Source organism: Mycoplasmopsis agassizii (assembly GCF_002276225.1).
Classification (GTDB): domain Bacteria; phylum Bacillota_I; class Bacilli_A; order Mycoplasmatales; family Metamycoplasmataceae; genus Mycoplasmopsis_B; species Mycoplasmopsis_B agassizii_A.
On record NZ_NQNY01000005.1, the window covers coordinates 42,587 to 69,093 of the forward strand.

Consider the following 26,507-nt stretch of genomic DNA (forward strand, 5'->3'; position numbering starts at 1 on the left):
AGAGTGAAAGGAGGAGACATGATTGTAACACAAGCATTAGCCAGAGGCGACCTTAAGTTATTTGGCGACCATATTAAAACAACTGTCAATGCTGTTTTAGGTGCTTTTAGTGGAGCTATAGCAATTGCTTTAATTGTATTAGTAATATTTTACTTTGTTAAATTAGCAGCCAATGCTAATAACGTTGAAAGACGCGCGAGATACATGAATAGCATTAAATGAGTTGGAATTAGCTTTGTCGCTGTTTTAATCATCTGAGGAGTTAGTTCGATTGCAATTAACTTAATGGAAGCTAAACTATCAGCAACACCAAATACAAACAGCTTTCTTCAAGCATTATATATTCCGAAACTGAGGTAAACAATGAGTATTTGAAACCTAGGCGAGACTTTACAATATATTTTATTTTTAGTCTTTTGACATCTTTTTATCACTGTGCCTTTAGCAGTTTTGTATGGCATTGAAAAACTGTTATCGTTTGTCAGCAGTATCTTTACAAAAAATATTGTTTTCAGTTCTAATTCAACTGCAAGCAATATCCACCCATCAACTTTTTTTCTGTTTTTCTTTTTTATTTCACTTTTAATGTTTGCAGTTATTTTTGTTGGTATTTATTTAAGAACAATGGTAAATCAGAGTCAGAACAATTTCATCAGGATGAAATATGCTCTAAAAAACTCTTTTGTCTTCTATTTACTAATTATTGCAGTTCCCTTTATCCTGTTTTTTGCATTTTATTTATTCTCTAGTCTTTTGGACAGTATAAACGGGGATATCTTTACAGGAGGAAACAAAATGTTTTCTCACATGTTCTATGAATCACTTAAACCACCACAAACATCTATGCAAGATTGATTAAAAGGAGCAAATGACGGCGAATTTAGAGTGCCTGATTTTGATCTTTGAAGAGCAACTAGGTGAAGTAACTTGTCTATAGTTATGGTTGGAGTGTTATCTTATGTAGTAAGTTTTTTCTTGATTAAGTTAGTAGTTTACATAATGAGATTACAACTTAAAATATCTTACTTTGCAATGACTAGCCCAATGATGATTGTCTGAGTGACTAATAATGAACCTTCAAAAATTAATTACTTTAAAGAAAGAATTATTTCCTATTCGATCAAGTTATTTTTGATTTTAGTTCTTTTAAAATTTACATCTTTAATTAATTCAATTCTATTTGCTGAAGTCGATAAATGAACATCCATGTTATCACAGAGAATCACTATTAAAGGTTTATTACTTGTTGCTTATCTGATGTCAATTACTAAATTTTCAGAAGCACTCGTTAAAAAATTCAAATACAGAAACATGTTTAAAACAAGTTCGTGAAACCTAAAAACTAAATACATCGAACACTATAAAAATTATTACGCAAAGGAAATTAGATAATGCTCGTACCTAAAGTATCCAAAAAAATTGATCTAAAGATTCATAGAAATATTCATCTTTTTGATCTACTTTATATGATTTTGACTTTGTTATTATCTTTCTTTATATTCTGATATATACCCGATCTAAATAACATTGTTAAAATTGCATTAACTCTAGTTTTAGCCTTACCACTTTGATCGTTAATAATTAGAAGTAAAAAACATAAATGTAAACTTTATGTTTTGCTTTGAAGAATGTTTAACTTTCAAACAGCAATTAAAAAATACGATAAAGAAAAAGATAACCTTGAATTAGATAAAAAATATTCAATCGAAAAAGATACAGTTTATTTTAAACAATTCAAATTTTCAAAAAATTATATAAAAATTTTTGAAGTCAATGGTTTTGAATTGGAAGGTTATTCCGAAAGAGAAAGGGATAAAAAATTAATTAGCTTTAAAAAAGTTATTGAAGAGAATTTTAAAACAGTAACAATTATCAAGCTAAGAGAAAATGAAATTTTAGAAGAGAATAATTTATTTTTTAAAAAAATAATTGCTCCACAAAATAAGCAATTATTAAGTTCATATAAACAAGATTTTCAGGAATTATTAAAAAATAAAAATAAGATAAATAAATATTATATTGTTATCTCAAATCCTGAATTATCTGAACTAAATTTTGACATCAAAAAATTAGAAAGCAATTTTAATATTTTAAATTTTAAAAGTCGTTTATTAACTGTTTCGGAAACTTTGAATTTATTATTAAAAGTAAATTTAAATATTAATGAAGGTTTAAAAAATGACGACAATGATGAAAAAAATATACTGTCAAGTTTTAATAAAATTGTTTCTAAATTAAAAGTCAATTATTCGAGTTCACAAATAAATTTGAATAATCAATTTATTAAAATTCAAAAAATTGAATCGCTTCCATTTGAATTAAATCATGGTTGAGCAAAAAAGATTTTTTCTTTAGATTGTGATGTAGTTTGACATCTTAATAGATTAGGAGAAGAAGATTCAGCAACACTAATTAATAGATCTTTAAACAATACAAAAGTTAATTTAACAAATTCAAAAGTACAAACTGAAATTGATTATGAAAAATACAAAATTGAAGTTTTAGAAAAATTATCCAAACGAATTATTAGTTCTAACGAAAATTTATATTCATCTTCAATTTTCTTAATTAATAAAAATTTTAATCAGAATGATTTGAAACAAAAAACTCGAGAAATACGGCAAAAACTACATACTTTAGGTATTGATGTTTGAGATGGAGATTTTCTCCAAAAAGAATTATTTTCATCAATTTTCTTTCATTCTGTCTTAAATGTAAAAACAAATAATCTATACTTACCCAGTTCCACAACAGCAGAATCATGACCATTTTATACAAGTAATTTTAATGATGGAAACCTTTTATATTTAGGAAAAAGTATGATTGGAGAAAATGTTGTATTTGATAAATTTAATTTATCTAATGGTAGAAAAAATAGTAACTCAATTATTTTTGGAACTAGCGGAAGTGGCAAAAGTACTTTTGCAAAAAAAGTTATTTCTTACAACTTATCGATAAATAATAAGGTAATAATAATTGACCCCGAAAATGAATACAACGAATTTACAAAAGCACATAATGGTTCAAGATTGAATTTATATGCTGATGAAAATATTTCTTTTAATCCTTTAGAAATTAGAAATTTTTCAGATGATTATCAAAAGGATTTTGCTATTCATATTGACTGGTTAAAAAAATGATTTATAACTTTATATCCTTCAATTGATGACTATGAATTATTTTTTTTATTAAAGATATTAAAGAAAATTTATTTAGATTATGAAGCTAAAATTATTAATGAAAAAGACTTTCCTTTAATCGATAATCTAATCACATATATTGATGAAGAAGATGACAAATTATTAATAAGTAAAATGCTTAAAAATGATTTTCAAAATCATGGTAAGTATCAAAAACTTTATAACCAAAAATCATCTATTACATTTGATAAAAATTTAACAACTATAAATGTGAAAAATATTTATGAAGCTAATGATAAAAATATTTTATTAAATAGTTTTTTCACTATTTTAAATTATGTTCAAAGTGAAATAAATAATCAAAGAGACAAAAATAATAATTTAATTGTTTTTATAGATGAAGCGCATTTACTAGTTGATGAATCAAATTTAATTGTTCTTGACTTTCTATTTAAGATGTCAAAGACAATTAGAAAATATAAAGGTTCATTAATGCTAGCAACACAAAATCCTTCAGATTTTATTTTATCAAATGAAGCTGCGAGAAAATCAAAAGCAATAATTTCTAATACACAATTTAGTTTCTTTTTTAATTTAAAAAGCATGGATATAGAAATTATTGATGACTTTTATAAATACAGTGGAGGTTTATCTGAAGATGAAAAACTCTTCCTATTAAAGGCTGCAAAAGGTGAAATTATTTTTGGATTTAACCCACACGAAAGGAGAAAACTTCTTGTAAATTACAATGAAACTGAAAAGAAATATTGTTTTTAGTAGCCTTGGTTTAATCAGTATTGGTTTAATATCAACTGTCTCAATAAGTGCAAAACCACCAGCAAAAAGAAATGATTTGATAGACCCCTTCGCTTATGTGATTCCTAGAGATACCACATTCTATAATAAATATCATTGATTCATAGATACAAAGCAAACTGAAGAAAATTTTTCTGCGACACTTTATGCTAGAAATTTTGACTATGATGTAAGAGTTTATTCTGGTAAGGAATTTGAAACTTATAAAATAGGCGAAATTAAGAAAGATCAAAAATTTATTGAAATAGAAGTAATTCCAACAAATAGAAATATTACTAAAATTGAAATATATAATAGGAATCTTTATACTGCAGGTAAAGTACTTACTAAGTCTTTCCAGTCAAATGACATAAATTTAGCTAAAAAAAGATTTAATGAAACAAATACAGGATACAAATATGAACATGTTGGAGATCCACAACCCGAATATATTGTTTTAAAACTAGACATTTCTCAAGGAAGAAGCAAAACATATTGACTAGTAAATAAATTAACGATTTACCAAGAGACTATCATTTCCTACATACCACTAATGAGTGAAAGTGTAAAAGAGTCATTATTAAAAATGATTGATGCATTTCAAAAAAGAATAACTATAGGTGTTAATCCATCTGATACATCAAAAAATCTAAAATCAGGAACAGGGAATAAGTTTAATAGACTTCAAGAGCATTTTGAAAAACTATTATCTGAACTAAAGGACAGAAGTAAATTTGTAATAAGTTATGAAATTACTTATGAAAGTGCTATTACTACTAAAATGAAAGTCAAGATAGGTTTTACAGATTATAAAATTAGTGATTATGTAACTATTGACTCATTTTTTGTTGATTGAAGTTATGGTGTTATGGAGAATAAACAAGAAATCATAAAGAATCTTGATATCTACTATAAAAAAAGCAACTGAATGTCAAAACTATATAGTAATGAAATTCCACATGTTACTAAAAACTCTGATGGCATAGAGGAATGGCACTCATATCAATATCCCAAGATAACTTTTTCAACTAATGAAAAAAAACACGATGTGCTATATATAGATGATCAAAAAATCAGTGTTTTAAACAGCATGTTTGAATATGACATTGAAGAAAATATGGGTGAACACGAACAGGTTAACTTAAAAATATCATCGGAAATGTTCCCTAATGCACACCAACTTATTTTTAAAAAATATCCATCATCAGGATATTTTAGATACAAATGATTTGGCTGAAACCCGGCCATCAATGCAGATCAGAGTTTATTAATTACACCATATATCGGGCCACAACAAAATATTGTTAATAAAGTATATAACCCAAATATCAAGCCAGATACAGGTTTAGAATCATCACTTTATTGAGTAACTGACGATATTTTTTTTCATAACAGTTACTTAATTGACCAAACTTATAAAAATCTTAAAAATGGTGGTTTTGTCGAAGTTGTTCACAGCAGAAAAGGTATAGTTATTAATTCAGATATAAAATATAATTATTTAAAACATAAAATTTATGGCGAAAAAAATGATTGAAAGTTTATCGAACATGAAAAAATTAAGGATGAAAATAATAACTACATTTCATCAGAAAAAACACACGTTTTTAATTTGGGAGTTGATGATAAGCAAGTTCAAAAATATACAATGATTCATATTGGCAATGACAAATCATTTGAAAAACTAATTCATTCAAAAAAATTTATACCTGTTGATTTTTCAATATACGGAAAAATTTTAAAAGATTATTTAGTCAATAAAAAATCCTTAAAAATCGATTCTCTTAATGAATTAAGTTATGAAGAACTAATGTCTTATTGAACTAAATACGTGACAGATTTTGATCCTAAAAGTGCTGTCCCGATAGCAGGAGATCTAGAAAGTACTTCTTCTTCACCGACTATCAGCTCACAAAGAGGAGGGTTTTTACCAAATAACACTAAAGCCCCTCTTAGCTTTAATGACTTACGAGAAATAGAAAGTAAATTGAGAGAAAACACCAGCAATCCCAATGACCCCACAAGAGGTATTGGACATACAGATGCTATTAACAGATTATTAGAAAAAAATCCAGGTGATACATCTGGTTATATTGATAATGAATATGCAGAACAAATAATTAGGCAAGTTGAAAATGATTCTAAGGTTCTTAAGTTTTTAAAGAAAAAACTAGAAGAAAATAACTTAATAAGTTCTGATGAGGCAATCAGAACAATTTGAGAAAAAATTAATCATATCAACTTTTACATAAGCGACACTTATGAACCCTTCATTATTGAAAAGCAATTTCCATATAAAGAAATATTTGATATGGATGAAGATGTTTTTTCTAACTATTTTAGAATTAAAGGTAACAATTTAAACTCAGCACCTTTTTCAATTGTCTTTGAAAATGAATATGGAAAAGAAAGAAGAACAAATGAAAAATTTAAAAGTGATTTATTTGTTTCTGAACTATCAAATAAAATTAGAGCTAATAGTAAATTAGAAAAATTTGATGAATTCATTAGTGAAGAAAAATTAGAAATAAAATATTGATATTTTATATCCAACAAAAAGATTTATGTTCTTGTATGACAAAAAAGTTTAACTGATACAAAAGTAAAAAACGGTGAAGAATTTATTTTTCTAGAAAGAGATTATATTGATAATTTACCAGTTTCAATTGATAACACAACTCTCTATAATATTCAAATACCTGATTTAAATTTAAATGGCATTAACACTATAGATGGTATTAAAGATGAAATTGATAAACATATAAAAGAGCATATTGAAAAAGATTTATGACAATATTTTGATTACAAGATTGATGGTAACATCGATGATATTGTTAACTTCGAATTGGAAAATGAAAATAATAAATATTTAAATGTTAAGGTATTTTCAAAAGATAAACAACAGTACTTTTATGCAAGTTTTTATCTATATAATTTTGTATTTAAAAAAGTTAATTTAGAATACAAAGATCTTGAAAAATTAGATATTGAAAATATCGATACAAATGCTTTAAATAACGTTGAATTAAAAAACCAAATTTGAACCAAAATCACAGACAGGTTGTCAAATTTGAACATTATTTTAGGTACAGATATTGAAATAGAAAACTTTGAAAATTTACAAACTAACGAAAATGTAGAAGGAATTTTTGAGTTCAAAATCAAGCTAATTCCTAAACAAAAATTTTTCATAAATAGCAAAAAAATTTTAGTCAAAAATACTGTTTCAAAAGAACAAAACTATCAATTTGATTTATCATCTTTAGCTATATCAGAGATAAAAATCAATGCAACAACTAGTCACGATGCTGTTCAACAGATAGTTACAAATTTACAAACTGAACTTGATAAATATAAACTTGTAAATGGAAAAGATGTTTATCTTGAAGATGTCAATAATTCAGAATATATTGGATTTCTTCTAGGTGTAAACACAACTGACACAAGCATATATTTAAAATTAGTTTCAAAGTCAAGAAATATTTTAAATGATAAGTTTATCAAAATAACTAACGAAGCAGTTATTACATCAAGTTCAAATAAAACAATTGAAATTGTTTCAAATGAAGAATTAAATGAAATGATTTCAAAAACAAAAAATAATTCACTTGCTGAATCAAATTCACAAGAAGATACTACTTCAAAATTATATTGAATAATTCCGATAACTATTTTATCAATCATTTCAATTGTTGTAATTTCAAAAGTAGTTCATAACAGATTAAAAAGAAAGGCTGTCTAACATGGCTCCATTATTAACCCCACTTAAAATTAAAAGTTATTTTAAATTCAAAGAAAATCAACAAACTGATGAAATCATCATTATAAGTGAAGATGAAAAAAGTTATTTCTTTAACGAATTATTTACAGATGAATCATTAGGAAACTATTCTTTAAAAACACAAAAACAGAATTACTATATCGATAGATATATTAGTTATGAAATTGAAAAAATTCATTTAGATAATTTAATTCTAAATGAAATTATTGAAGGTAATTTCTTTGAAGAAAGAATCAAAATAAAACTACTTCACACAATTTATGAATCATTAGACAAAAATATGGATGACCATACAATTGTTCTGCTTAGACCTAAAAAAATAGTTGAACAAGCAAAAGCTGAGCAATTATAATTTTTGCTCTTTAGGACAGTAATAAGAACTGCGACCATTAAGTGAAAATTTCTTAATGATTGTATTACATCTACGGCACTCTTTTTTATCTCTTAGATGTACTTGTAAAAAGTTTTGATAATTTCCTTCCTGTTTATTTAACGATGAATAAGAATCAATTGTTGAGCCGCCTAATTTTGTGGACTCATCCATTATTTGTGCAGCAAATTTTAAAATGTCTTTAACATTTTTTAAAGATATTTCACTAGCAAGTTTACTAGGGTGAATTTTGCAGGCTCAAAGAACTTCATTTGCATAAATGTTTCCTAGACCCGCAATTTTGCTTTGGTCTAATAAAAAAGTCTTAATAGCTTTTGATGATTTTTTAGTTAATTTAAAAAAATCATTAGGATCAATTTCTTGGGGTTCCTTAGCAATTAATGATAAAGGTTTTGTACTTAAAAGATTACTTTTATTTCTAATATGAAATGTTCCAAACGCTCGATAATCCTTGTATTGAAGTTGTGAACCATCACTGAAATATCAAATCACGTGAATGTGTTGTTCTAAAAAATCAGGTGGTGTATTTCAAAATAAATATTGACCAGTCATTCTTAAATGACTCAGCATATAAGTATCATCACTAAGTTCAAAAACTAAAAACTTAGAAATATTGGAAACACTTTTTATTTGTTTACCAATTAAACTATTTCTAAATTCCTCTTCATTTATTTCTTGAATAAGTTTTGGCTTTCACACTTTGATATCAACTATTATTTTATTTGTAACTGCTTCATTTAATTTGAAGGAATTAACTCTAACTTCTGGCAATTCAGGCATTCTTAAATTTTAAAGTAATTTTGCTAAAATTTAAATTAATATGAAAATTGCTATCATTGCTGAATATAACCCTTTTCATTATGGACATATCAGACAATTAAATTGATTAAAAACTAAATATCCTGATTCTGAGATAGTGATTTTTCTTAGTGATTATTTTACTCAAAGAGGAACAATTAATATTCTCGATTTTGAAATCAGAAAAAAATTTGCTTTTCAATATGGAACTGATCAAGTTATTAAATTAACTGATGAAGAAGTTGTTCAAGGAGCACCATTTTTTGCAAGCAAAATAATTTCTAGGTTTGAAGAAAATGCTATAACTCATATTAGCTTTGGTTCTGAATTAGGAAGTTATGAAGAATTAAAAAAACTTTCTGATCTTTTAAAAGAAGAAATTAATAATGGTGAATATAAAAATTATTTTTCTTTACTTAAAGAAAATAAAAATGTTTTAATTAAATCAAATGACATCTTAGCAATTTCTTATATTCAAGCAATTGAAAAATTAAATCTTAACATTTCATATTTAATTTTAAAAAGAAATGTTGATTATAATTCTGATGAAACGATTGATAATATTACAAGTGCAACTAATATTCGTAAAATGTTTTTAGAAAATAAAAACATTGAAAAATATACACCTGCTTTCAATCATTTAAAAAATGAAAAACAGGTAATGAAAAATTGATATTTTATCTTCCAATCTCTATTTTTGAATAATTTAAAATATAGTTATTTTTATATTAAAAAAATCAATTTAGAACTATATAATTTATTTAAAAAACATATTTATGCAAAATCTTACAATGACTTTGTCAAGGCATGTACTTCAAAATATACGCCTGCATCTTTTGTAAGAAGAGCAATGGTAAATTTTTATTTAGAAATCAAAAAAGGGAAAGGTATTGATTATTAATCAAGAGTATGAGTAGTGTTAAAAAAGAAATAAAAAAACCTTCAAATAAAAAGGCGAACAATCTTGAATCTTTACTAAAAGAAAACCAGAGTCTGAAAGCTGAAAATCAATTAATAAAAAACGGTTTAAACACATTAAGACAAAAAGTTTTAAACCAGGAAAACAACCAAGCTAATTTAACTAATGACTTTAATTACATCTATAACAAATTTAGAATTTTCAGTAATGTCAATCAGGAAATTTTGGATGAATATGAACGTTTAATGAATCCTGATAAAGAACCAGTTAAAAAAGAACCTAGTCAACTAGAAATTCTAAAAACTGATCTAACACCAGTTTTAAATGCAGGTAACAATGTTAAAATTAATAATTCCTTTTTTGATTTTAAAAATAAAATCATTAACACTGCAGAAATTAATTTAAATAATTTAATTGATCAAGATGATGAAGATCGTGATTATGCTTCAATTATTAGTATTACTCATTTCTTTGTAAAAGACCCTATTTTAGGCAAATATAAATGAGTTTCAAAATTCTTTGATCCTGAAATAGAATCAAATCATAATTTTAATAATATGAGTTTTCAAGAGTATGAAGCTAATTTCTTCACACTTGAAAGACTGAATTTTATTAACAATGTTTCAGATGAAATTAATTCATATATTTCATATGATATTCTTTCATCAGCAGAATCTTTTAATAAGTTTGTTAAGAAAATGATTAAGATGGCTGGAATTTTAGAAAAATTTTTCAGCACTGAATATTACAATAAAAAAGAAAATTCTTTAGTTGAACAAATTAAAGGTTATTTATATGTTTTGAAAATGTCTTTAAATAGTCAGATTTCAAAAGTAATTAAAAATGACTTATATTTCTCACGTGTTTCAAGAGCTTCACAAATTATTGAAGGCTTAATTAGATCGACTGCTTTACTTATTCATGAAAATCATTCAAGTGAAGTAACTAAAATTAAAACACGCTCATTAAACGATTTATTAATAAGTCGTAAACCTGATATCTGATTAAGTATTTTTTCAGATGATATCAGATTAATACTTAAAAATTTCCTAGTTAAAAATCATTATCAATTTGATGATTCTCGTGCACTAAGAAATGAATTTGCTCACAATACAAGTTGAGCAAATGCTCAAATTGCAACTAATCCAATGAAACCAATAATTCAAATTTTTGGAATTTTCTTGTTTGTTTTTAATCACTTATTTATTAATAAAAAGCTACTTAACTTTATTCATACTGAAAATACTAAAGAGTTAATTTTAAATGAAATAAAAAATAAAAAACAGTAAGTTTTTTATTCAATGTTTAGTTTGATTTCTTAGATATTTTTAAGTATTTAAATAAAGGTTTTAAATATAAATATCCTGAAATATAAGACATAATTAGAGCCACAAAAGTTGGTATATTTATTAACGCTACAAATGCCATCATACTAATATTTAGATTTATTAATAAATCATTACCATAAAAAGGAATTGCAATTGCAAATAAAATAATAATTGCAAGTGTTTGGAAAACCGTTTTTAATTTACCTCAAATTGATGCTGCCACTTCTACACCTTTAGAAGCCATTAAATTTCTTGCACCATCAACAACGATGTCTCGCAAAATAAATAAGACTACAACTCATGCAAAAGTTAAATTTGTAATCGCTAAAAAGATCAATGTTGTATTGATCATTATTTTGTCAGCAATTGGGTCAAATAGCTTTCCAAAAATAGAAACATTTTTATATTTGCGTGCTAAATATCCATCAAAAAAATCGGTTATCATTGCTATTATAAAAATTATAAAGTTGACTGACCAAATTGATTTTAAATCAATTACTAAACTGCCAGGATAATTAATTCGATAAGCAATTAAAGAAAATAAAATAATGTAAGGTATAACAATTAACAATCTGAAAATTGTTAAATAGTTAGGTAAATTTTTATTTGCTATCAGCATAAAGAAGTTTTGTTTTTTCACTATATTGTTCAACAAGATCTTTTAGATCAACTGTACCTAAAATACTTTCATTTTGATCTTTGAATCATTTAATAGTTTCAGGTATCTTCTTATTTCACATGTTACTTTTGTAACCCATTAAAGTATTTAGTTCGCTTACAAATCGGCGATATTTCTTATCAGGCAAAAAGAACATTTTAAAGATTTTTGTATCAGTTAATTTGTCAAGATATTTATCACTTCTTGTGACAATCATACTCATTTTTAAATTAGTTTGATTTTTAAAAAATTTGTCCATGATTACATCATTTTCATTAATTAATGAATTGATTTCAATAATGTATTGGAAATATTTTTTATTAATTTCATGCTCAAGTTCATTAGTTTTCTTTTTTAGTTTGCGCTTACGTAATTCTTTTTTAATAAAGTTGTAAGCAACAAAAGCAAAAATTAAAAATAAAATTATCGCTACTAAGATATATAAGACTACGTTATCCATATTCAACTCCTTTATTTCTCGGTTTATATATTTTACACAAAAAAATTAAAAAAATAAAAAGCACCGAAGTGCTTTACATCTATAAGCCGCTTTCTGTTCAACCTTTAAGGGTTGCGTCAATTATTTATCTAACATGCAATTTTACAAATTGCATGTTCCGATAACATATTCAGTTATATGTTTTCGATTCCCCTACCATAATTTGGGTTTCTAGCTCGTGGAGTTTACCGCGTTTCATATTTCTCGTCTCTGTGGCACTAGTCATCTAAGTCAGGGTTTATTAGACCCTGCACGAACACTACAAGCATCGCAGCTTGTGCTAGAGCGGACTTTCCTCTAGAATTACTAGCAATTGACCGATGCTTTAACATTATACATAAACTAATCAAGTGAAAGAAAATTATGAAAAAAATTTATAAAGCAATAATTGCTTCAATAATTTTGGTTGCAATTTCGGCAACCGTTGGTGTTTATTTTTTTAAAGACCAAATTTTCCCTGTTGTACAAAAAGAAACTCCAGCTGAAAAAGATAAAGTTGTTGTGACATTTATAGGCAATGTAGAAAAACCTGGGAAATATATTTTTGATAAAGATACTAGTTTAAGAAAAGCACTGAATACCGTTAAGATTAAGGCTAATAGTGCTATGAAAGGTTTAGATTTAAACCAATTATTAACAGATGGTAAAAGTTATACCATTTTAAAAAATCTTAAAGAAAATAACCACTTTTCTGATATTTCAGAAGTTGCCTTAAAAAAGTTGGGGCTTAGAAGTAATCAAATCACGGAGCTATTAAAATACAAAAATAGTAAAACTACATATACATGAGAAGAAATTGAAAACCTACCTGGAATTGGTTCAAAATCAATTGAAAAAATCAAGGAGATTTACATAATCTAGTTTTTGTTTTTATTGCCCTGATATTACCAATTTTATTTTCGCTACTTGAACTATTTTTAAAAATAGGTTTTCTAGTTTTTATAATTAATTTATTTTTTATTTTAATTACGTTCAGAAAAAAACATCTTCTTTATGTTTTGATTTTTTCTTTAATTATTTGTTTTCTAATTTTTATTATTTTAAAAATTAGAACAGATAGTTTTGAACAAAATATTAATGGTGAATTTAAAGTAATTAGAAAATTTAAAAACTCATATATTCTTCAAAAAGGAATTAATAAATATTTTATAAAAACAAAAATTAGTTTCGAAGAATATGAGATTTTAAAAGTAAGCGGCAATTTAGAAGCTATTAATATCGATGATTACAATTTTAGTAATTTTTTAAAATCCGAGAATGTATTTCATGAAATAAAAAACTTTGAGATAAATAAAATTTCAGATTCATTTTCTTTCAAAGGCGAATTAAAAAAATACTTTGCAAGTGGCTCTGAAATCTACCAAAAATATATGTCTCTTTTTTATTTAGGAAAAGTAAATAATTTGAATGAATTTGAATATCAGCAATTTCAAAATTTGCAACTTTTACATTTAGTTATAATTTCAGGTTTTCATTTATCAATTGTAAAATTTGTCTATTTTAAAATTTTCAAATTATTCAGGTTGAAGCAAAAATATATAGACTTATCTTTTATTTTGGTAGTAGTTTTTTTATTAATATTTTTTGAATTTCATATTTCAATTTTTAGATACGCAACAGTTTATTTATTAGCCATAATTTTTAAATACTTATTTTCAAAAAAAATAAACCATTATTTTTTAATTTTAATTTCATTAAATTTATTCTTAGTTTTTAATCCCTTTTATTTAATCAGAGATGCTTTAATTTTCAGTTATGGTTTATCTTTTTACATTTCATTTTTAAATAAAATGAATTATAAAAATAAAATTACAAAGTTTTTAATAATGAGTTTAACAACCTATTTTATGGCTGTTCCTTTAGTAGTTTTAATTACAAATAAGTTTATTATATTTGCTTACTTTTTTACCTTATTAGCTACACCTATTATTGGTGCAATTTATATTTTTTCAGCACTATTTTTCTACCTTAGGGATTTTCTCACTATTATATTCGAAATGTTTGATTGACTGATAAATAGGTTTCTTGAAATTAATTTCTACATTGAAATAAGCAATGTTTACAAATGATTTTACTTGCCTTACTACATAATTTTTTCGTTTTCATCAATTTTAATAATCAAAAACATTAAACCTAGAATTAAGCACATAAAACTTGCTTAATTTTTTAATACTTTAGCCAACAAAATGGCTTTAAAAATCTACCTTTATGTATAATAAGAACATGATTATCTTTACGGGGGAAGATGAGTTTCTAGTTAATGAAAAAGTTAATAAGTTACTTACTGAAAAATTTAGCCAATATAACTTAACAGTTCATTCACTTGATATTGATCTTGATTATTTATTTAATGAAATAACACAATCAGACTTGTTTTCTGAAAAAAAGATTTTTTGGTTAAAATCACCTACTTTTTTGCAGTCTAAAATAATTAAAGATGCTGATTATTCAAAACTTTTAACTATCATAAAATATAAACAATATCCTTTAATTATTTCTGCACCATTTATTACTTCAGAAAATAAGTTACACACTTATTTAAAAAAGAATTTTAAAGTTGAAAACATTAAAAAATTAGAAGGTTTTGAATTAAATAAATATATTTATGATTTTGCAAAAGCAAATGGAATTGATCTAGATCATAAAATGATTAATCATATAGTTACAGTTTTACCTAATGAAATGCAAATAATTGTTAATGAAATTTCTAAGTTGAGATTTATAAATAAAAAAATAACTTATGAAATGATTGATGACTTTTTTTCATCTTATGCAAAAGACCCAGGGTTTAGTTTTGTAAATTCGTTATCAACTAACGACAAAAAAGAAATTTTTGCAACATTTAAAAAGGAACTAACCTACAATAGTGAAGCAGTCGAACTTGTAGGTAAAATTTCAAATATTTTAATTACTTCTATAGAATTAGATAATGCAATTTTAAGTGAAGGTAGTTTTTCTAAAGCAGTTGCTTCTTTAAAACTAAATGAATATCGTGGTAAAAAGATATATGAGTTTTTAAAGTTTAGAGGTAGAAAAAAAATTGAGTCTTTAATTAAAGAATTAGATAAAGTTGACTTCCAAATTAAAAACACAAAAATTGCTCCTGAGATAATTTTAGAAGCATTTGTATTAAAAATTTTTAAGGATGAACATGAGTAAAATTTGATACGAAATTAAGCAGAATGTTTTTGCATCAGAAAGTAAAAATAAACCTGGTTCTTATAAAGGTATAATTAAAATTATAAAATATTTTGAATCATTACAAATTAAAAATTTAATACTAGAAAATCCTTTATTAAATTATTCAGATCCTAATTTATCTTTTATAAAAGATAATGAGGTCAAACATGGAACTATTGGTGACTTAAAAGAACTATTAACAATTTTAAGAACTAAAAAGATTAAGCCATTAGTAAAAATTGACTTACAAAGAATTAAAGAAATTAGTAACTATCTGGATAATTATAATAATTATTTAGAAATGAAAAGTCGAGCGATTCAAAGAAAAGAAAACTGAGTTGATTTTTTAAATAACATGCAAAAAGATGAAAAGGAATATCAAACAGAATCCTTTTTTATTAAAACACAAACAATTGATTTTGAATCATCTTGATCTGCAAATGAAACAATTAAAAAGTTTAAAAAAATTGTAAACTTTTTCTATAATGCAGGTTTTAGAGGCATTATCATTCATAATTTTGAATATTTATATAGTCGTGAAAGAGATAAAATTCTTAATGACAAAACAACTAATCAATTAAAAGCTATCTATTCAAATATAAAAACTGAGATGAAAGATTTCACTGTTGTCTGAGAAAGTGAAATCTTAAATTGAAATTATTTAAATTTAAAGAAATTAAATCATGAAGAATTTTTTGATTATCTAATCGATACATCTTTTGCATCATTGAATAAAAATTACAAATATGGTTACCCAATTTATCACGAGATTAATTACAAAAAATTTGCGGCGTATTTTGGAGCAGCATTAAGTTCAGAAAAAAATATTGTTGCACTTCAATCACCATGAGTAAGTAGAATTGCTTCCTTATGGGGAAATGAAAATTCCTTTTTTAATGAGTCAGTTAGATCTTTGTTAATTCTAAATTTAATCAATAATAGAGATAAGAAAATTTATTTTGGACAAGAAATCGGAATGTTAAATATGAAGGAAGAATTTGTTAATAAAATTAACGATTTTGAACTAAATGAAATTAAACATAAGTTATTAAATAATGGAATTGAATTAGATGAATTCTTTAATTCATTTAATAAATTTTATACAGAAAATTTAAACTATGAAATGATTTGAAATAAGGATCAAACTAAAAATCCTAATTTAAAAAATCTTGAAAAAATCAATGTTAAATCACAATGAGAAGATGAAAATTCTAATTTAAATTTTTTCAAAAAATTAGTAAGTTTAAACGAAAATAAATCCTACCAAGATTTAATTCAAAATTCACAATATTCTTTTTCAATTAAAAGTAAAAATATTTTTTTAGTAAATATTTTAATTAAGACACCTTTTTTTAAATTAAGAATTATTTCTAATTTAGAACATTCATTTCAAAATGTTAAATTGAAAAAAACAAGTAGGATTTTAGTTTCTAGTTATACTAGAAAAAAATATCACGAGATTCCTAAAAAATTAGAACCTTTTGAAACTCTAGTTTTAATTGAAAAAATAAACAATTCAGAAGCTGACTTTGTAAATACAATTTATAATACAGTTTTAAAATAGGAGAAGCATGAAGAAAGTAAATGAAAAAAAATTAGATCCTAATCACCCTTTATACTACGCAGCAAATTATTTTTTTAAAGCAGAAGGAATTATTAAACATGCTCTACCTGATGCAATCACTACTTTACAATTTTTCCAACGTGGTGATGATGCAATGTTAGCGGGTATGGCAGAAGTTTTAGAACTGCTTGAAAAGTATACTGATACTAGTAAGTACAAGATTAAGTACCTAGAAGATGGAACCATAATTAATTCAATGGATATCGTTTTAGAACTAGAAGGTAAGTATGAATATTTTGGAACTTATGAAGGCATTATCGATAGCATTTTAGCACGTGCTACTTCGGTTGCAACTAACATTAGACACTGCATCAAAGCAGCAGGTAAAAAAGAAATTATTTTTATGTCTGACAGAAGCGACCATTATAGCAATCAAATCAGAGATGGTAAAGCAGCGATCTTAGCAGGTATTAAAGCTCATCCTACAACTGCAACTTCGCAAAATCATCCTGAATTAGTTTTTGGCTCTATTCCCCATGTTTTAATTCAGGCATTTGAAGGTGATGTAGTTAAAGCAATGCTTTATTACAAAGAACTTTATCCTGAAGATGATTATTTAGTTGCTTTAGTTGATTTTAATAACGATGTTATCAGAGATTCTTTAAAAGTTTTAGATGCTTTAAAAGATGATTTAAAAGCCGTTCGTGTTGATACTTCTAAATCAGTTATGGATAAAATGTTTACTGAAAGTGATCAAGAATTTGGTGTTACTGTTAGGCAAATTAAAAACCTTAGAAATGCTTTAGATGCTAATGGTGGTAAGCATGTTAAAATCGTTGTTTCTAGTGGTTTTACGCCTGCTAGAATCGCTGAATTTGAAGCCCAAAACGCTCCAGTTGATTCATATGGTGTTGGTGAATATATTTTAGAGATTAAAAATCATTTCAGCGCAGATGCTGTTAAAATTAACGGCAAACATTTAGCTAAGGTGGGGCGTTTTTATCGTGATAGTTCAAAATTAAAGGTGTATGGTAAATAATAATGAGTGATATTGGTTTTTTAGTTATATATAACTTAATAGCGTTTTTTCTAGGTTACCTTTGGGGTAGTTTAAATACTTCGATTTTGGTTTCTAAATTCATCTTTAAAGATGATATTAGAAAACACGGTTCTGGTAATGCTGGTTCTACCAACATTACCAGACGTTTTGGAGTAAAAGTTGGTGGAGCAATTTTTGCTTGAGATATTTTCAGGGTTTATCTATTTTCATTATTTATTTATATTATTAATACTCATAGCGATCTTAGATTTAACCCAGTTGTTAATATTTATCCTCAAATTGCAGCATTTGGAATTGTGCTTGGTCATATCTTTACTGTCTTTTTCAAATTTAAAGGAGGTAAAGGAGCAGCAACAGTTGTTGGAATGTTTTTAACAGTTAATGTCTTATTATTCTTAATTGGTGCTGCTTTATGAATTGCTTTAATGTTTTATAAAAAAATTGTTTCTGTAGCAACAATTTTTGCAAACTTACTAGTAATTCCTTTATTCTTTTTACCTTGAATGACTTATAGTGGCATTGAAAGTTTGAGTTATTTAATTCCCCATAATGCTTTCTTATATTTAGATACAGGCTATCCGATTGCTGCTTTAGTTTCAGGTTTAGCATTCCTATTAGCAGCAGCAATTATTATTGGAATGCATCATTCAAATATTAAAAGATTACTTAATAAAACTGAAAAGCCAATCAGTTTACGTAAGAAAACTGCTTAATAAATAGATTAATTTGTGAAAAAGTCTGCTTTGGCAGATTTTTTATTTTTTGCTAATTAGGTTTTATCGTTGAATTACGGCATTAAAAAATAGAGCAACTGTAATGCTCCATTTTTTTATAATCTTATTTTATTGTTTGCTTTGCTCTTTAGGATGCAAAGTTTCTAAAGGATTTGAAGTTACTCCTGCAAATAAATGATTAAAAATTTCATCATATTCTTTAACTGGAATGTAGGTTAATTCACTCTTAACTTCATCAGGTACTTCGATTAAATCTTTCTCATTATCATGGGGAATAAAGACAGTTTTTACACCGAATTTATGAGCAGCAATTGATTTTTCTTTTAGTCCACCAATTGCTAAAACTTTACCACGTAAAGTGATTTCACCAGTCATTCCAACTGTTTGACTAACTGCTCTTCTAGTTACTGCACTAATGATTGCAGTTGTAAATGTTACACCAGCACTAGGTCCATCTTTTGGAATTGCTCCTGCAGGTACGTGAATGTGAATGTCATAAGATTCTCATGAAAAGTCTTTAGGAATATTGAACTTTTCAGCGTTAGATCTGACATAAGAAAGGGCAGTTTGTGCTGATTCTTGCATCACATCTTTCAGGCGACCTGTTAAAGAAATTTTACCTTTACCAGGGTATAAATTAACCTCAATTTTTAAGGTGCTTCCTCCATAAGAAGTATAAGCTAAACCATTGATTGAACCGATTTGAGGCTCTTTGTCGTTAACTTCATTACTAAAGCGATGTACACCTAATAATTCAAAAGCAACGTCTTCAGTGATCTCAAATTCTTCTTCATCTTTGATTTCAGAATTTAATAACTTAACAACAATTTTACGAGCTACCTTATCAAGAATTCTTCTTAAATTACGTACACCAGCTTCTAAGGTATAGTGGTTGATAATGTATTTTAAAACATCGTCAGAGATTTTAAAATGACGTTCTTCTAAAGAAGCATCTGCTCTGACTTTATCAATTAAGTAATTACGGGCAATTTGTACTTTTTCTAAAATTGTGTAACTACTTAAATTAATGATCTCCACACGGTCTAATAAAGGTGCAGGGATATCTTCATAGTAATTAGCAGTTGCGATAAAAATAACTTTTGATAAGTCATATTCATGTTCTAGATAGTGATCTTGAAATTTGTGGTTTTGTTCTGGATCTAAAACCTCAAGCATTGCTGCAGAAGCATCTCCACGGTTAGCTTGTGCTTGTGAAGTCATCTTGTCAATTTCATCTAATAAAATGATTGGGTTAGATACTTTTGCACGCTTAATAGCAGCAATAATTTTTCCAGGAAGAGCTCCGACATAGGTTCTTCTGTGTCCTCTAATTTCTGATTCATCTTTAATTCCCCCTAGAGAAATTTTGACAAACTTTTTACCTAGAGCTTCTGCAACTGATTTTGCTAAAGAAGTTTTTCCTGTACCAGGAGGCCCTACTAAGGTCAAAATAGGTACGTTATTGAAGCTTTTACGCTCATAATCATCTTCATTTTCTTCAAAAAGTTCTAAATCAACATTATGAGTATCATCAATTTTTAAGAATTTTTTGCTTTTGTCATGTTTTTTATTGTTGTTGATTAGAATTGCAATATATTCTAAAACACGTTCCTTAACTTCTTTAAGACCATAGTGACCTTTATCTAAAATGTCTTTAGTTTTGGCAATATCTAGATCATCAACTAAAACTTTTCTTCAAGGTAATTCTTTTAATAAGTCGATGTAGTTACGTGAAATATTAGCATCAGGACTTGAAGACATCATTCCTTTTAACTTAGACTTTTCGTTAGCGATTAACTTAATAATTGAACGTGGATAACGGTTTTTCTTAACGTTTTTATCATCGTTTTCAACATTAGGTTCTTTGTCTTCGTTTTCTTCTTTATCTTCAGAATATTCTTCAAAAATACTATCTTCATCACTATTTTCTTCGCCTAATTCGTTGCGAATTGCTTTTAGTTTTTCTCTAAGTAAGAATTCTCTTTGCTGTTTATTTAAAGTGTTTTTTAAACGTTTTTCGATGTCGTTTTCAACTTCACTTTCATGTACTTTTGAAGTTACTAATAAGATCAAGCGATCAGCTTGTTCAACTCAGTCAAGATATGAATTATATTTTCTAACTCAATCATCATCTGGTTTTAAAACATCAACAAAATAACTAGAAACTAGAATCGGATTTAAAAAACTAGTGTAGTCTTCTAAGTCATTTGAATTTTCAAGAGGTTGAAATCAAACATCAATATTTTCAAAGTCAATGGCTTTTTTATCTTTAAAACGTTTTTGTAACTTTGAAAATTTCAGTCTTAAATTAGGATCAATTTTAACATCTTTATCTTCAGTTCAGTTAATCAAACTTTTTAAAATTGCTTTAGCTTTTGCAGCATCTGAAACATTAATGTTGAAATCTTGGATTTCAACCATTGTTTTATGTTTGGTGTTAGATTCATCAACAAATAAATTAACAATTGAAACACGTTTAAATGGTAAAACTGTGATCTTAAAAATTCCTTCTTCTTCTTTACTTGAAATGATTTTACTTAAGAATCCCACTTTGTGTAAATCACTCACTGTTTCAACAACATCGTTATCACTTTGGATTTGTGAAGCAAGTACAATTTCGTTATTGTAATTATTTTGTGCAAGTCTTAGGGCACTAATACTTGCAGGTCTACCGACTTGAAATTCAAGTTCAACAAATTGTAAAAGTAATAAGCCTCTGGTGGCTATAACTGGTTTAATCATAAGTCTCCTTAATATGAAATTTCTTTATAATATAAATAATATTAGCACTTTAAGAGGCAGAGTGCTAATATTATTTAAATATTTTTTTAATTTCTAAATTAGTTAAATAAAATCACTAGTGATTTTATCTTATTATGACCTTTTTTTGCAATAATCTTTTTAAAAAGATCAGTCAAAAGAGTTAGAAACTGGGTCTGTTTTTTTACTTAAAACTGCTAAAGGCAGTTGTTTTGGTTTTTTAACAACTTCTTTTGTTAAGTAAATGCTTTGGTCTAAGCCAAAGTATTTGTAAGATTTACTATAGAAAATAATAAATCCAACAGTAACAACACCAACAATTGAAAATTGAATTGTGTTAAAAGCTGTATATAAAGCGTATGAACCATTGATGTATTCAGGAATTCCAAAGAAGAATGTTGAAAATCCTTGAAGTGCGTATAGGTTTGCCATGTTTGAGTAAGTAGCAGGACCTTGAAGCATTCCAAATAATGAAAAATAAAGTGGGTTAAATAAGAATGTATTCAAGGTTGAAATTGCTACAGTTGTTAATGCTAAAGCAGCAATTATGTAAGTTACTTGTCATTTTAATGGTACGTGCACGATTCTTCTATTTGAATCGCTGATTTTAATCTTACGTGATAAAACTAGATGAAAATTAGCTAGTAAGTAATAAACTGTAGTTGCAATTAAGAAAGTTATTAATAAAATAACATGTCCTAAAATTCCAACATGGCTATAGCCAGCACCTCCCGTAAATGCTGGAACAATTGCAAACTTTAAAATAATTAAAGTTAATGCATATTGATATCCTGCAACCATTAAGGTTGCTAGGATAAATACAAGTGAAACATCGATTTTTAAAAATGTAAAAATTCCACTTAAATGAGCAATTCATGAAAACAGTAAAACTAGTGCAAACATCATCCCTGTGATGGCGATTTTTTTAGTTAAAAGAATTCTTTTATATTCTTTAGTTGATTTTCTTTCAGTAAAAAATCTTAAAAGCGCAGGGCTTTTTGATTGATTTTTTGCTGAAACTGTTTGTAGTTGTGTGCTTGAATCAAAGCGCACTCCATTAAGTTTTTGGTTATAGTGATTGTAGTTTAGTGTTGCTTCAATCTCTTCCTTAATGGTTGTAGTTTCTCTCTCTTTATTAAACATGTTTCTATTATTAATAAATATTAAAATAATTTGTTTAAAAATATTTTTTTAAATTTTTTTTGTCAAAATTATTTTTTTGTTGTAAAAGCCTTTTTACAACTTTATTTAATTAAAGTAGTTAAATAATTAAGCAGTTATTACTATCTAAGTAGGCTTTTAGCTATTTTAATAATAAGTAAAAGCATGAAAAAAACTTCAAAAGAAAATAAAAATTATTTTTTTGAAGTTTTATTGTCTTGGTTGTTTTTTAAAACTGATAAGAAAGCTTCTTGAGGGATTTCCACTTTACCAATTGCTTTCATACGTTTTTTACCAGCTTTTTGTTTTTCTAGTAATTTCATGCGCCGCGTCACATCACCACCATATAATTTAGCAGTAACATCTTTACGATAAGCCTTGATAGTTTCGCGTGCAATAACTTTAGCACCAATGACTGCTTGCACAGGAATTTCAAAACTTTGTCTTGGAATTACTTCTTTTAGTTTTTCAACTAAAATACGTGATTTTTCATAAGAAAATTCATGGTGCGAGATGAAAGAAAAAGCATCAACTTTTTCTTTATTTAATAAGATTTCAACTTTTTCTAGTTTATTTTCTAAATAGCCAATCATGTTGTAATCAAATGATGCATAGCCTCTTGTAACAGATTTAAGCCTGTCAAAAAAGTCAAGAATAATTTCGGCTAAAGGCATTTCATAGATCACAGTTACTCTTTTTTCATGGTATTCAATGTTGATATATTTACCTCTTTTTGAGTTACATAGTTCCATGACTGAGCCGATATATTCTTCAGTAACTAAAATTGAAGCCTGAATGTAAGGCTCTTCAATTTTAGAAATATAATTTGCTTCAGGAAATTCTGCAGGGTTAGATAAATATTCAACATCACCATTACTTCTAGTTAATTTATAAGTAACACTAGGACTAGTTGCAATGATTGAAACGTTGAATTCTCGCTGCAATCTTTCTTGTAAAACTTCCATGTGTAAAAGACCTAAAAAACCAACTCGAAAACCAAAACCTAGGGCTTTTGAAGATTCTTGTTCTCAAGTGATACTGCTATCACTTAGAGAAATTTTTTCTAATGACTCTTTTAAAATCGGGTAATCCTTACCATCGATAGGATAAAATCCTGTAAAAACGACTGCTTTCATCTTTTTATAACCTGGAAGCATTGTCTTGGTAGGCTTTGCTTTTAAAGTGATCGTATCACCAACAGCCACTTCTTTTGCATCACGAATTGAAGCAGCAATTCAACCTACTTCACCAGCTTCTAGATACTCTTTTTTAACTTCAGTTGGCGTTTTTACCCCTAATTCAGTCACATGATATTCTTTATTATTAGACATAAAAATAAAGGTGTCATTTAACTTAATTTTACCTTCAAAAATTCTCACTAATAAGACAACACCACGATAAGGATCAAAATAAGAATCAAAAATTAAGGCTTTTAAAGGCAAGTTATCATCAGCATTTTGTGGAGCTGGAATTTTTTCAATTACAGCTTCTAAAACAGCTTCAATATTAATATTATTTTTTGCAGAAATTAAAATTGCTTTATCAGCACTAATACCGATCACTGATTCAATATCTTGTTTCACTCTTTCTACATCTGCACTAGGTAGGTCAATTTTATTAATTACAGGAATAATTTCTAAGTTATTTTCAATTGCTAAATAAACATTAGCCAAGGTTTGTGCTTCAATACCTTGGCTTGCATCAACTATTAATAAAGCACCTTCCGAAGCTGCTAAAGAACGAGAAACTTCATAAGTAAAATCAACATGACCAGGAGTATCGATTAAATGAAAGGTGTAATCTTTATATTTAATCTGAGCAGCATTTAACTTAATAGTAATACCACGTTCTCTTTCAATATCCATGCTGTCTAGATGTTGTGCTTGCAATAATCTTTTTTCAACTGTTGAAGTGATTTCTAAAATTCTGTCTGCTAAAGTGCTCTTGCCATGATCAATATGAGCGATGATTGAAAAATTTCTAATTTTTGATTTATCCATATGTTTTTTAATTATAAATTAAGAGAGCAAAAAAGCCTGAGTTTTGTTATAAATATTCTGATGAAATTTTTTCAAGAAAATAGCAGGCTTTAAAGAAATAACTTAATAGTTTAAGAAAGTAAAAAAGAGTCGTTTCAGACTCTTTTTTTCCTGAACGCCTGCGCACATGTTCAACCAATATCTACCTAAAAACTTGCTTCATAATATTTTAAAAAATATTATGATTTTATGGATTTAAAAGCATATAATTTCAAAGAAATGCAATTAATTAAATATATCAAAGATGTGAAAGACTTTCCCTCGAAAGGGATAGTCTTTAAAGACATCTCACCATTATTAGCTAATGGTGAAGCACTAAACTATACAATTACTACAATGGCTGACTTAGCTAAAGAAGCAGATATTATCGTAGGTCCTGATGCACGTGGATTTTTATTCGGCACTCCAGTTGCTGCTTTTTTAAAAAAACCTTTTATCATGGTTCGTAAAGCAGGTAAATTACCTGGAGAAGTAATTACAAGAAAATATGCTCTAGAATATGGAAAAAATATTCTAGAGATTCAAAAAGGTTATGTTCAAAAAGGACAAAAAGCAATTATTATTGATGATGTTCTAGCCACTGGTGGAACTTTAAATGCGATTGTCGATTTACTTGAATCACAAGGCGTAGAAGTGATTAAAATCATTGTTTTAATGGAACTAACTTTTCTAGATGGTAAAAATAATTTAAAACCTGAAGTTGAAGCATTAATCAAGGTTTAACTAAAAAATAAAAAAACAAATTAAAAAGATAAAGGAATCAAAAAAAGGGCGTTTTACCCTTTTTCTTTAATCTTTTTTTGTGATTTGATTGAATTATTTTTACCGAATAAACGTTTTCAGAATCCAACTTTTTTAACTGGTGCTTCTTCTTGAGTTGTATCATTATCGATTTCAATGTCATCGAATAATGATTCTGTAGAATCACCTGTGTATTCTTGGGTGCTGGTTTCAATAAATTCTTCTAATTCAGATGAACCTTCAAGATTTTCTTGTTCATCAAGTGAATCATTAAATAATTGATCTGTTTCATCAAGTACTTCTTCACGAAGTGGGTCATAACCGTGCTCTTGTTCATGATTTTCATGATCGTGATCATGTTCTTCATGGCTATGCTCATGATGTTCATGATCTTGTTCTTCGTGATGATGAGCATGCTCATCTGTATCAACTAATAATTCATCAGTTTCTTCAAGCACAGGAAGTTCATTTGTTGCTTTTAGTTCAGTTTCTTCTGTAACATCTTCAAAGAAGTGCTCAAAAGTTTCTGATTCTGTATCTGCTTCAAATAAGTTATCTTCACTTGTGTTAAAGAATTCATCAATTGAATCTTCAGAAACAACAATGTTTTCTTCAGGATGATCTTCAATTACTAATTCTTCAACAACTTCTTCTTTAGGAGCATCTTCACTCATTAAGTTTGTGATTTCTAAATCACGTAGTAATGATTCTTTTAATTCAGTTGTTGGAATGTCTGATAAGTCTTTATTAAGAACTACTTCATTTGAAGGTTGAACTGGCATAGGAGCAGTTTCTTCAACAAATACTTCTTCTTTAACTTCAACTTCAGGTTCAACTTGTGGTAAACTCATTACTTCTAAATCAGCAAATAAGTTTTCATCAGTCATAGCAATGGTTGAATCATCACCTAGTTTTGAAGTATATTCATCAATACTTGCTTCTTCACTGCTTTGTTCTTC

The 26,507-nt window shown here is 26.7% G+C and carries 20 protein-coding genes and 1 other RNA gene; 14 read left to right on the top strand and 7 right to left on the bottom strand.

The features are described from left to right. Positions 1-18: 18 nt before the first annotated feature. From CJJ23_RS02100 to CJJ23_RS02120, 5 genes are read left to right on the top strand one after another with little or no spacing between them, the layout of a single operon-like run. On the top strand, positions 19-360 hold the full coding sequence (locus tag CJJ23_RS02100; RefSeq protein WP_095334726.1) for an Mbov_0395 family pilin-like conjugal transfer protein: 342 nt from the start codon (positions 19-21) through the stop codon (positions 358-360). Between the two features lie 3 nt (positions 361-363). Further along, on the top strand, positions 364-1,392 hold the full coding sequence (locus CJJ23_RS02105) for an Mbov_0396 family ICE element transmembrane protein (RefSeq protein ID WP_095334727.1): 1,029 nt from the start codon (positions 364-366) through the stop codon (positions 1,390-1,392). Next, on the top strand, positions 1,392-3,917 hold the full coding sequence (locus CJJ23_RS02110; protein WP_095334728.1) for an Mbov_0397 family ICE element conjugal transfer ATPase: 2,526 nt from the start codon (positions 1,392-1,394) through the stop codon (positions 3,915-3,917). Before CJJ23_RS02105 ends, CJJ23_RS02110 begins: the two co-directional genes overlap by 1 nt. Next, positions 3,889-7,677, top strand: coding sequence for a hypothetical protein (locus CJJ23_RS02115; RefSeq protein ID WP_095334729.1), 3,789 nt, complete (start codon positions 3,889-3,891; stop codon positions 7,675-7,677). The genes CJJ23_RS02110 and CJJ23_RS02115 overlap by 29 nt, the downstream gene beginning before the upstream one ends. A gap of 1 nt (position 7,678) precedes the next feature. Further along, the gene (locus tag CJJ23_RS02120) at positions 7,679-8,068 is read left to right on the top strand and encodes a hypothetical protein (protein ID WP_095334730.1); all 390 of its coding nucleotides are present in this window, start codon (positions 7,679-7,681) and stop codon (positions 8,066-8,068) included. On the opposite strand, the gene mutM is transcribed toward CJJ23_RS02120, so the two are convergent. Continuing rightward, positions 8,063-8,887, bottom strand: a complete 825-nt coding sequence (mutM, locus tag CJJ23_RS02125; protein ID WP_095334731.1) for a DNA-formamidopyrimidine glycosylase — start codon at positions 8,885-8,887, stop codon at positions 8,063-8,065. The genes CJJ23_RS02120 and mutM overlap by 6 nt on opposite strands. Positions 8,888-8,927: 40 nt before the next feature. Here mutM and CJJ23_RS02130 point away from each other — a divergent pair, with 40 nt between their 5' ends. Then, the gene (locus CJJ23_RS02130; RefSeq protein WP_095334732.1) at positions 8,928-9,806 is read left to right on the top strand and encodes a nucleotidyltransferase family protein; all 879 of its coding nucleotides are present in this window, start codon (positions 8,928-8,930) and stop codon (positions 9,804-9,806) included. An 8-nt stretch (positions 9,807-9,814) separates the two neighbouring features. Continuing rightward, positions 9,815-11,113, top strand: coding sequence for a hypothetical protein (locus CJJ23_RS02135; protein WP_095334733.1), 1,299 nt, complete (start codon positions 9,815-9,817; stop codon positions 11,111-11,113). Positions 11,114-11,129: 16 nt separating this feature from the next. On the opposite strand, the gene pgsA is transcribed toward CJJ23_RS02135, so the two are convergent. From pgsA to rnpB, 3 genes are all read right to left on the bottom strand, one after another. After that, a complete protein-coding gene (gene pgsA / locus CJJ23_RS02140) occupies positions 11,130-11,792 on the bottom strand; it encodes a CDP-diacylglycerol--glycerol-3-phosphate 3-phosphatidyltransferase (protein ID WP_234805548.1) in 663 nt (220 codons plus the stop codon). After that, positions 11,755-12,270 carry an MHJ_0274 family protein gene (locus CJJ23_RS02145; protein ID WP_095334735.1) on the bottom strand — a complete coding sequence of 172 codons (516 nt, stop codon included), beginning with the start codon at positions 12,268-12,270 and terminating at the stop codon, positions 11,755-11,757. Before CJJ23_RS02145 ends, pgsA begins: the two co-directional genes overlap by 38 nt. 77 nt (positions 12,271-12,347) lie before the next feature. Next, an RNA gene (gene rnpB / locus CJJ23_RS02150) (RNase P RNA component class B) lies at positions 12,348-12,634 on the bottom strand. Between the two features lie 38 nt (positions 12,635-12,672). Here rnpB and CJJ23_RS02155 point away from each other — a divergent pair. The 6 genes from CJJ23_RS02155 to CJJ23_RS02180 all read left to right on the top strand — a co-directional run bounded on the left by CJJ23_RS02155 (position 12,673) and on the right by CJJ23_RS02180 (position 18,826). Beyond that, entirely contained in the window at positions 12,673-13,170 is a 498-nt protein-coding gene (locus CJJ23_RS02155) for an MAG0490 family ComEA-like DNA-binding protein (protein WP_095334736.1), read from the top strand. 509 nt (positions 13,171-13,679) lie between these two features. Further along, entirely contained in the window at positions 13,680-14,471 is a 792-nt protein-coding gene (locus tag CJJ23_RS05330) for a ComEC/Rec2 family competence protein (protein ID WP_420329859.1), read from the top strand. Positions 14,472-14,517: 46 nt separating this feature from the next. Then, positions 14,518-15,468: a DNA polymerase III subunit delta gene (gene holA / locus CJJ23_RS02165; protein WP_095334738.1), complete on the top strand. Its 951-nt coding sequence runs from the start codon at positions 14,518-14,520 to the stop codon at positions 15,466-15,468. After that, positions 15,461-17,053, top strand: coding sequence for an alpha-amylase family glycosyl hydrolase (locus CJJ23_RS02170; protein WP_095334739.1), 1,593 nt, complete (start codon positions 15,461-15,463; stop codon positions 17,051-17,053). The genes holA and CJJ23_RS02170 overlap by 8 nt, the downstream gene beginning before the upstream one ends. A gap of 7 nt (positions 17,054-17,060) precedes the next feature. Beyond that, complete coding sequence (locus tag CJJ23_RS02175) at positions 17,061-18,092, top strand: nicotinate phosphoribosyltransferase (protein WP_095334740.1); 1,032 nt, start codon at positions 17,061-17,063, stop codon at positions 18,090-18,092. A gap of 2 nt (positions 18,093-18,094) precedes the next feature. Further along, on the top strand, positions 18,095-18,826 hold the full coding sequence (locus CJJ23_RS02180; RefSeq protein ID WP_095334741.1) for a glycerol-3-phosphate acyltransferase: 732 nt from the start codon (positions 18,095-18,097) through the stop codon (positions 18,824-18,826). A gap of 129 nt (positions 18,827-18,955) precedes the next feature. Here the strand turns inward: CJJ23_RS02180 and lon are convergent, their stop codons facing one another. From lon to lepA, 3 genes are all read right to left on the bottom strand, one after another. Continuing rightward, a complete protein-coding gene (gene lon, locus CJJ23_RS02185) occupies positions 18,956-21,589 on the bottom strand; it encodes an endopeptidase La (protein ID WP_095334742.1) in 2,634 nt (877 codons plus the stop codon). 159 nt (positions 21,590-21,748) lie between these two features. Continuing rightward, a complete protein-coding gene (locus CJJ23_RS02190; protein WP_095334743.1) occupies positions 21,749-22,750 on the bottom strand; it encodes an MPN527 family putative ECF transporter permease subunit in 1,002 nt (333 codons plus the stop codon). Between the two features lie 212 nt (positions 22,751-22,962). Beyond that, positions 22,963-24,768, bottom strand: a complete 1,806-nt coding sequence (gene lepA / locus CJJ23_RS02195) for a translation elongation factor 4 (protein ID WP_095334744.1) — start codon at positions 24,766-24,768, stop codon at positions 22,963-22,965. A 258-nt stretch (positions 24,769-25,026) separates the two neighbouring features. Between lepA and CJJ23_RS02200 the strand changes: the two genes are divergently transcribed. Next, positions 25,027-25,530 (top strand): adenine phosphoribosyltransferase, encoded by a 504-nt coding sequence (locus tag CJJ23_RS02200; protein WP_095334755.1) that lies wholly within the window; start codon positions 25,027-25,029, stop codon positions 25,528-25,530. The last annotated feature ends 977 nt before the right edge of the window (positions 25,531-26,507 follow it).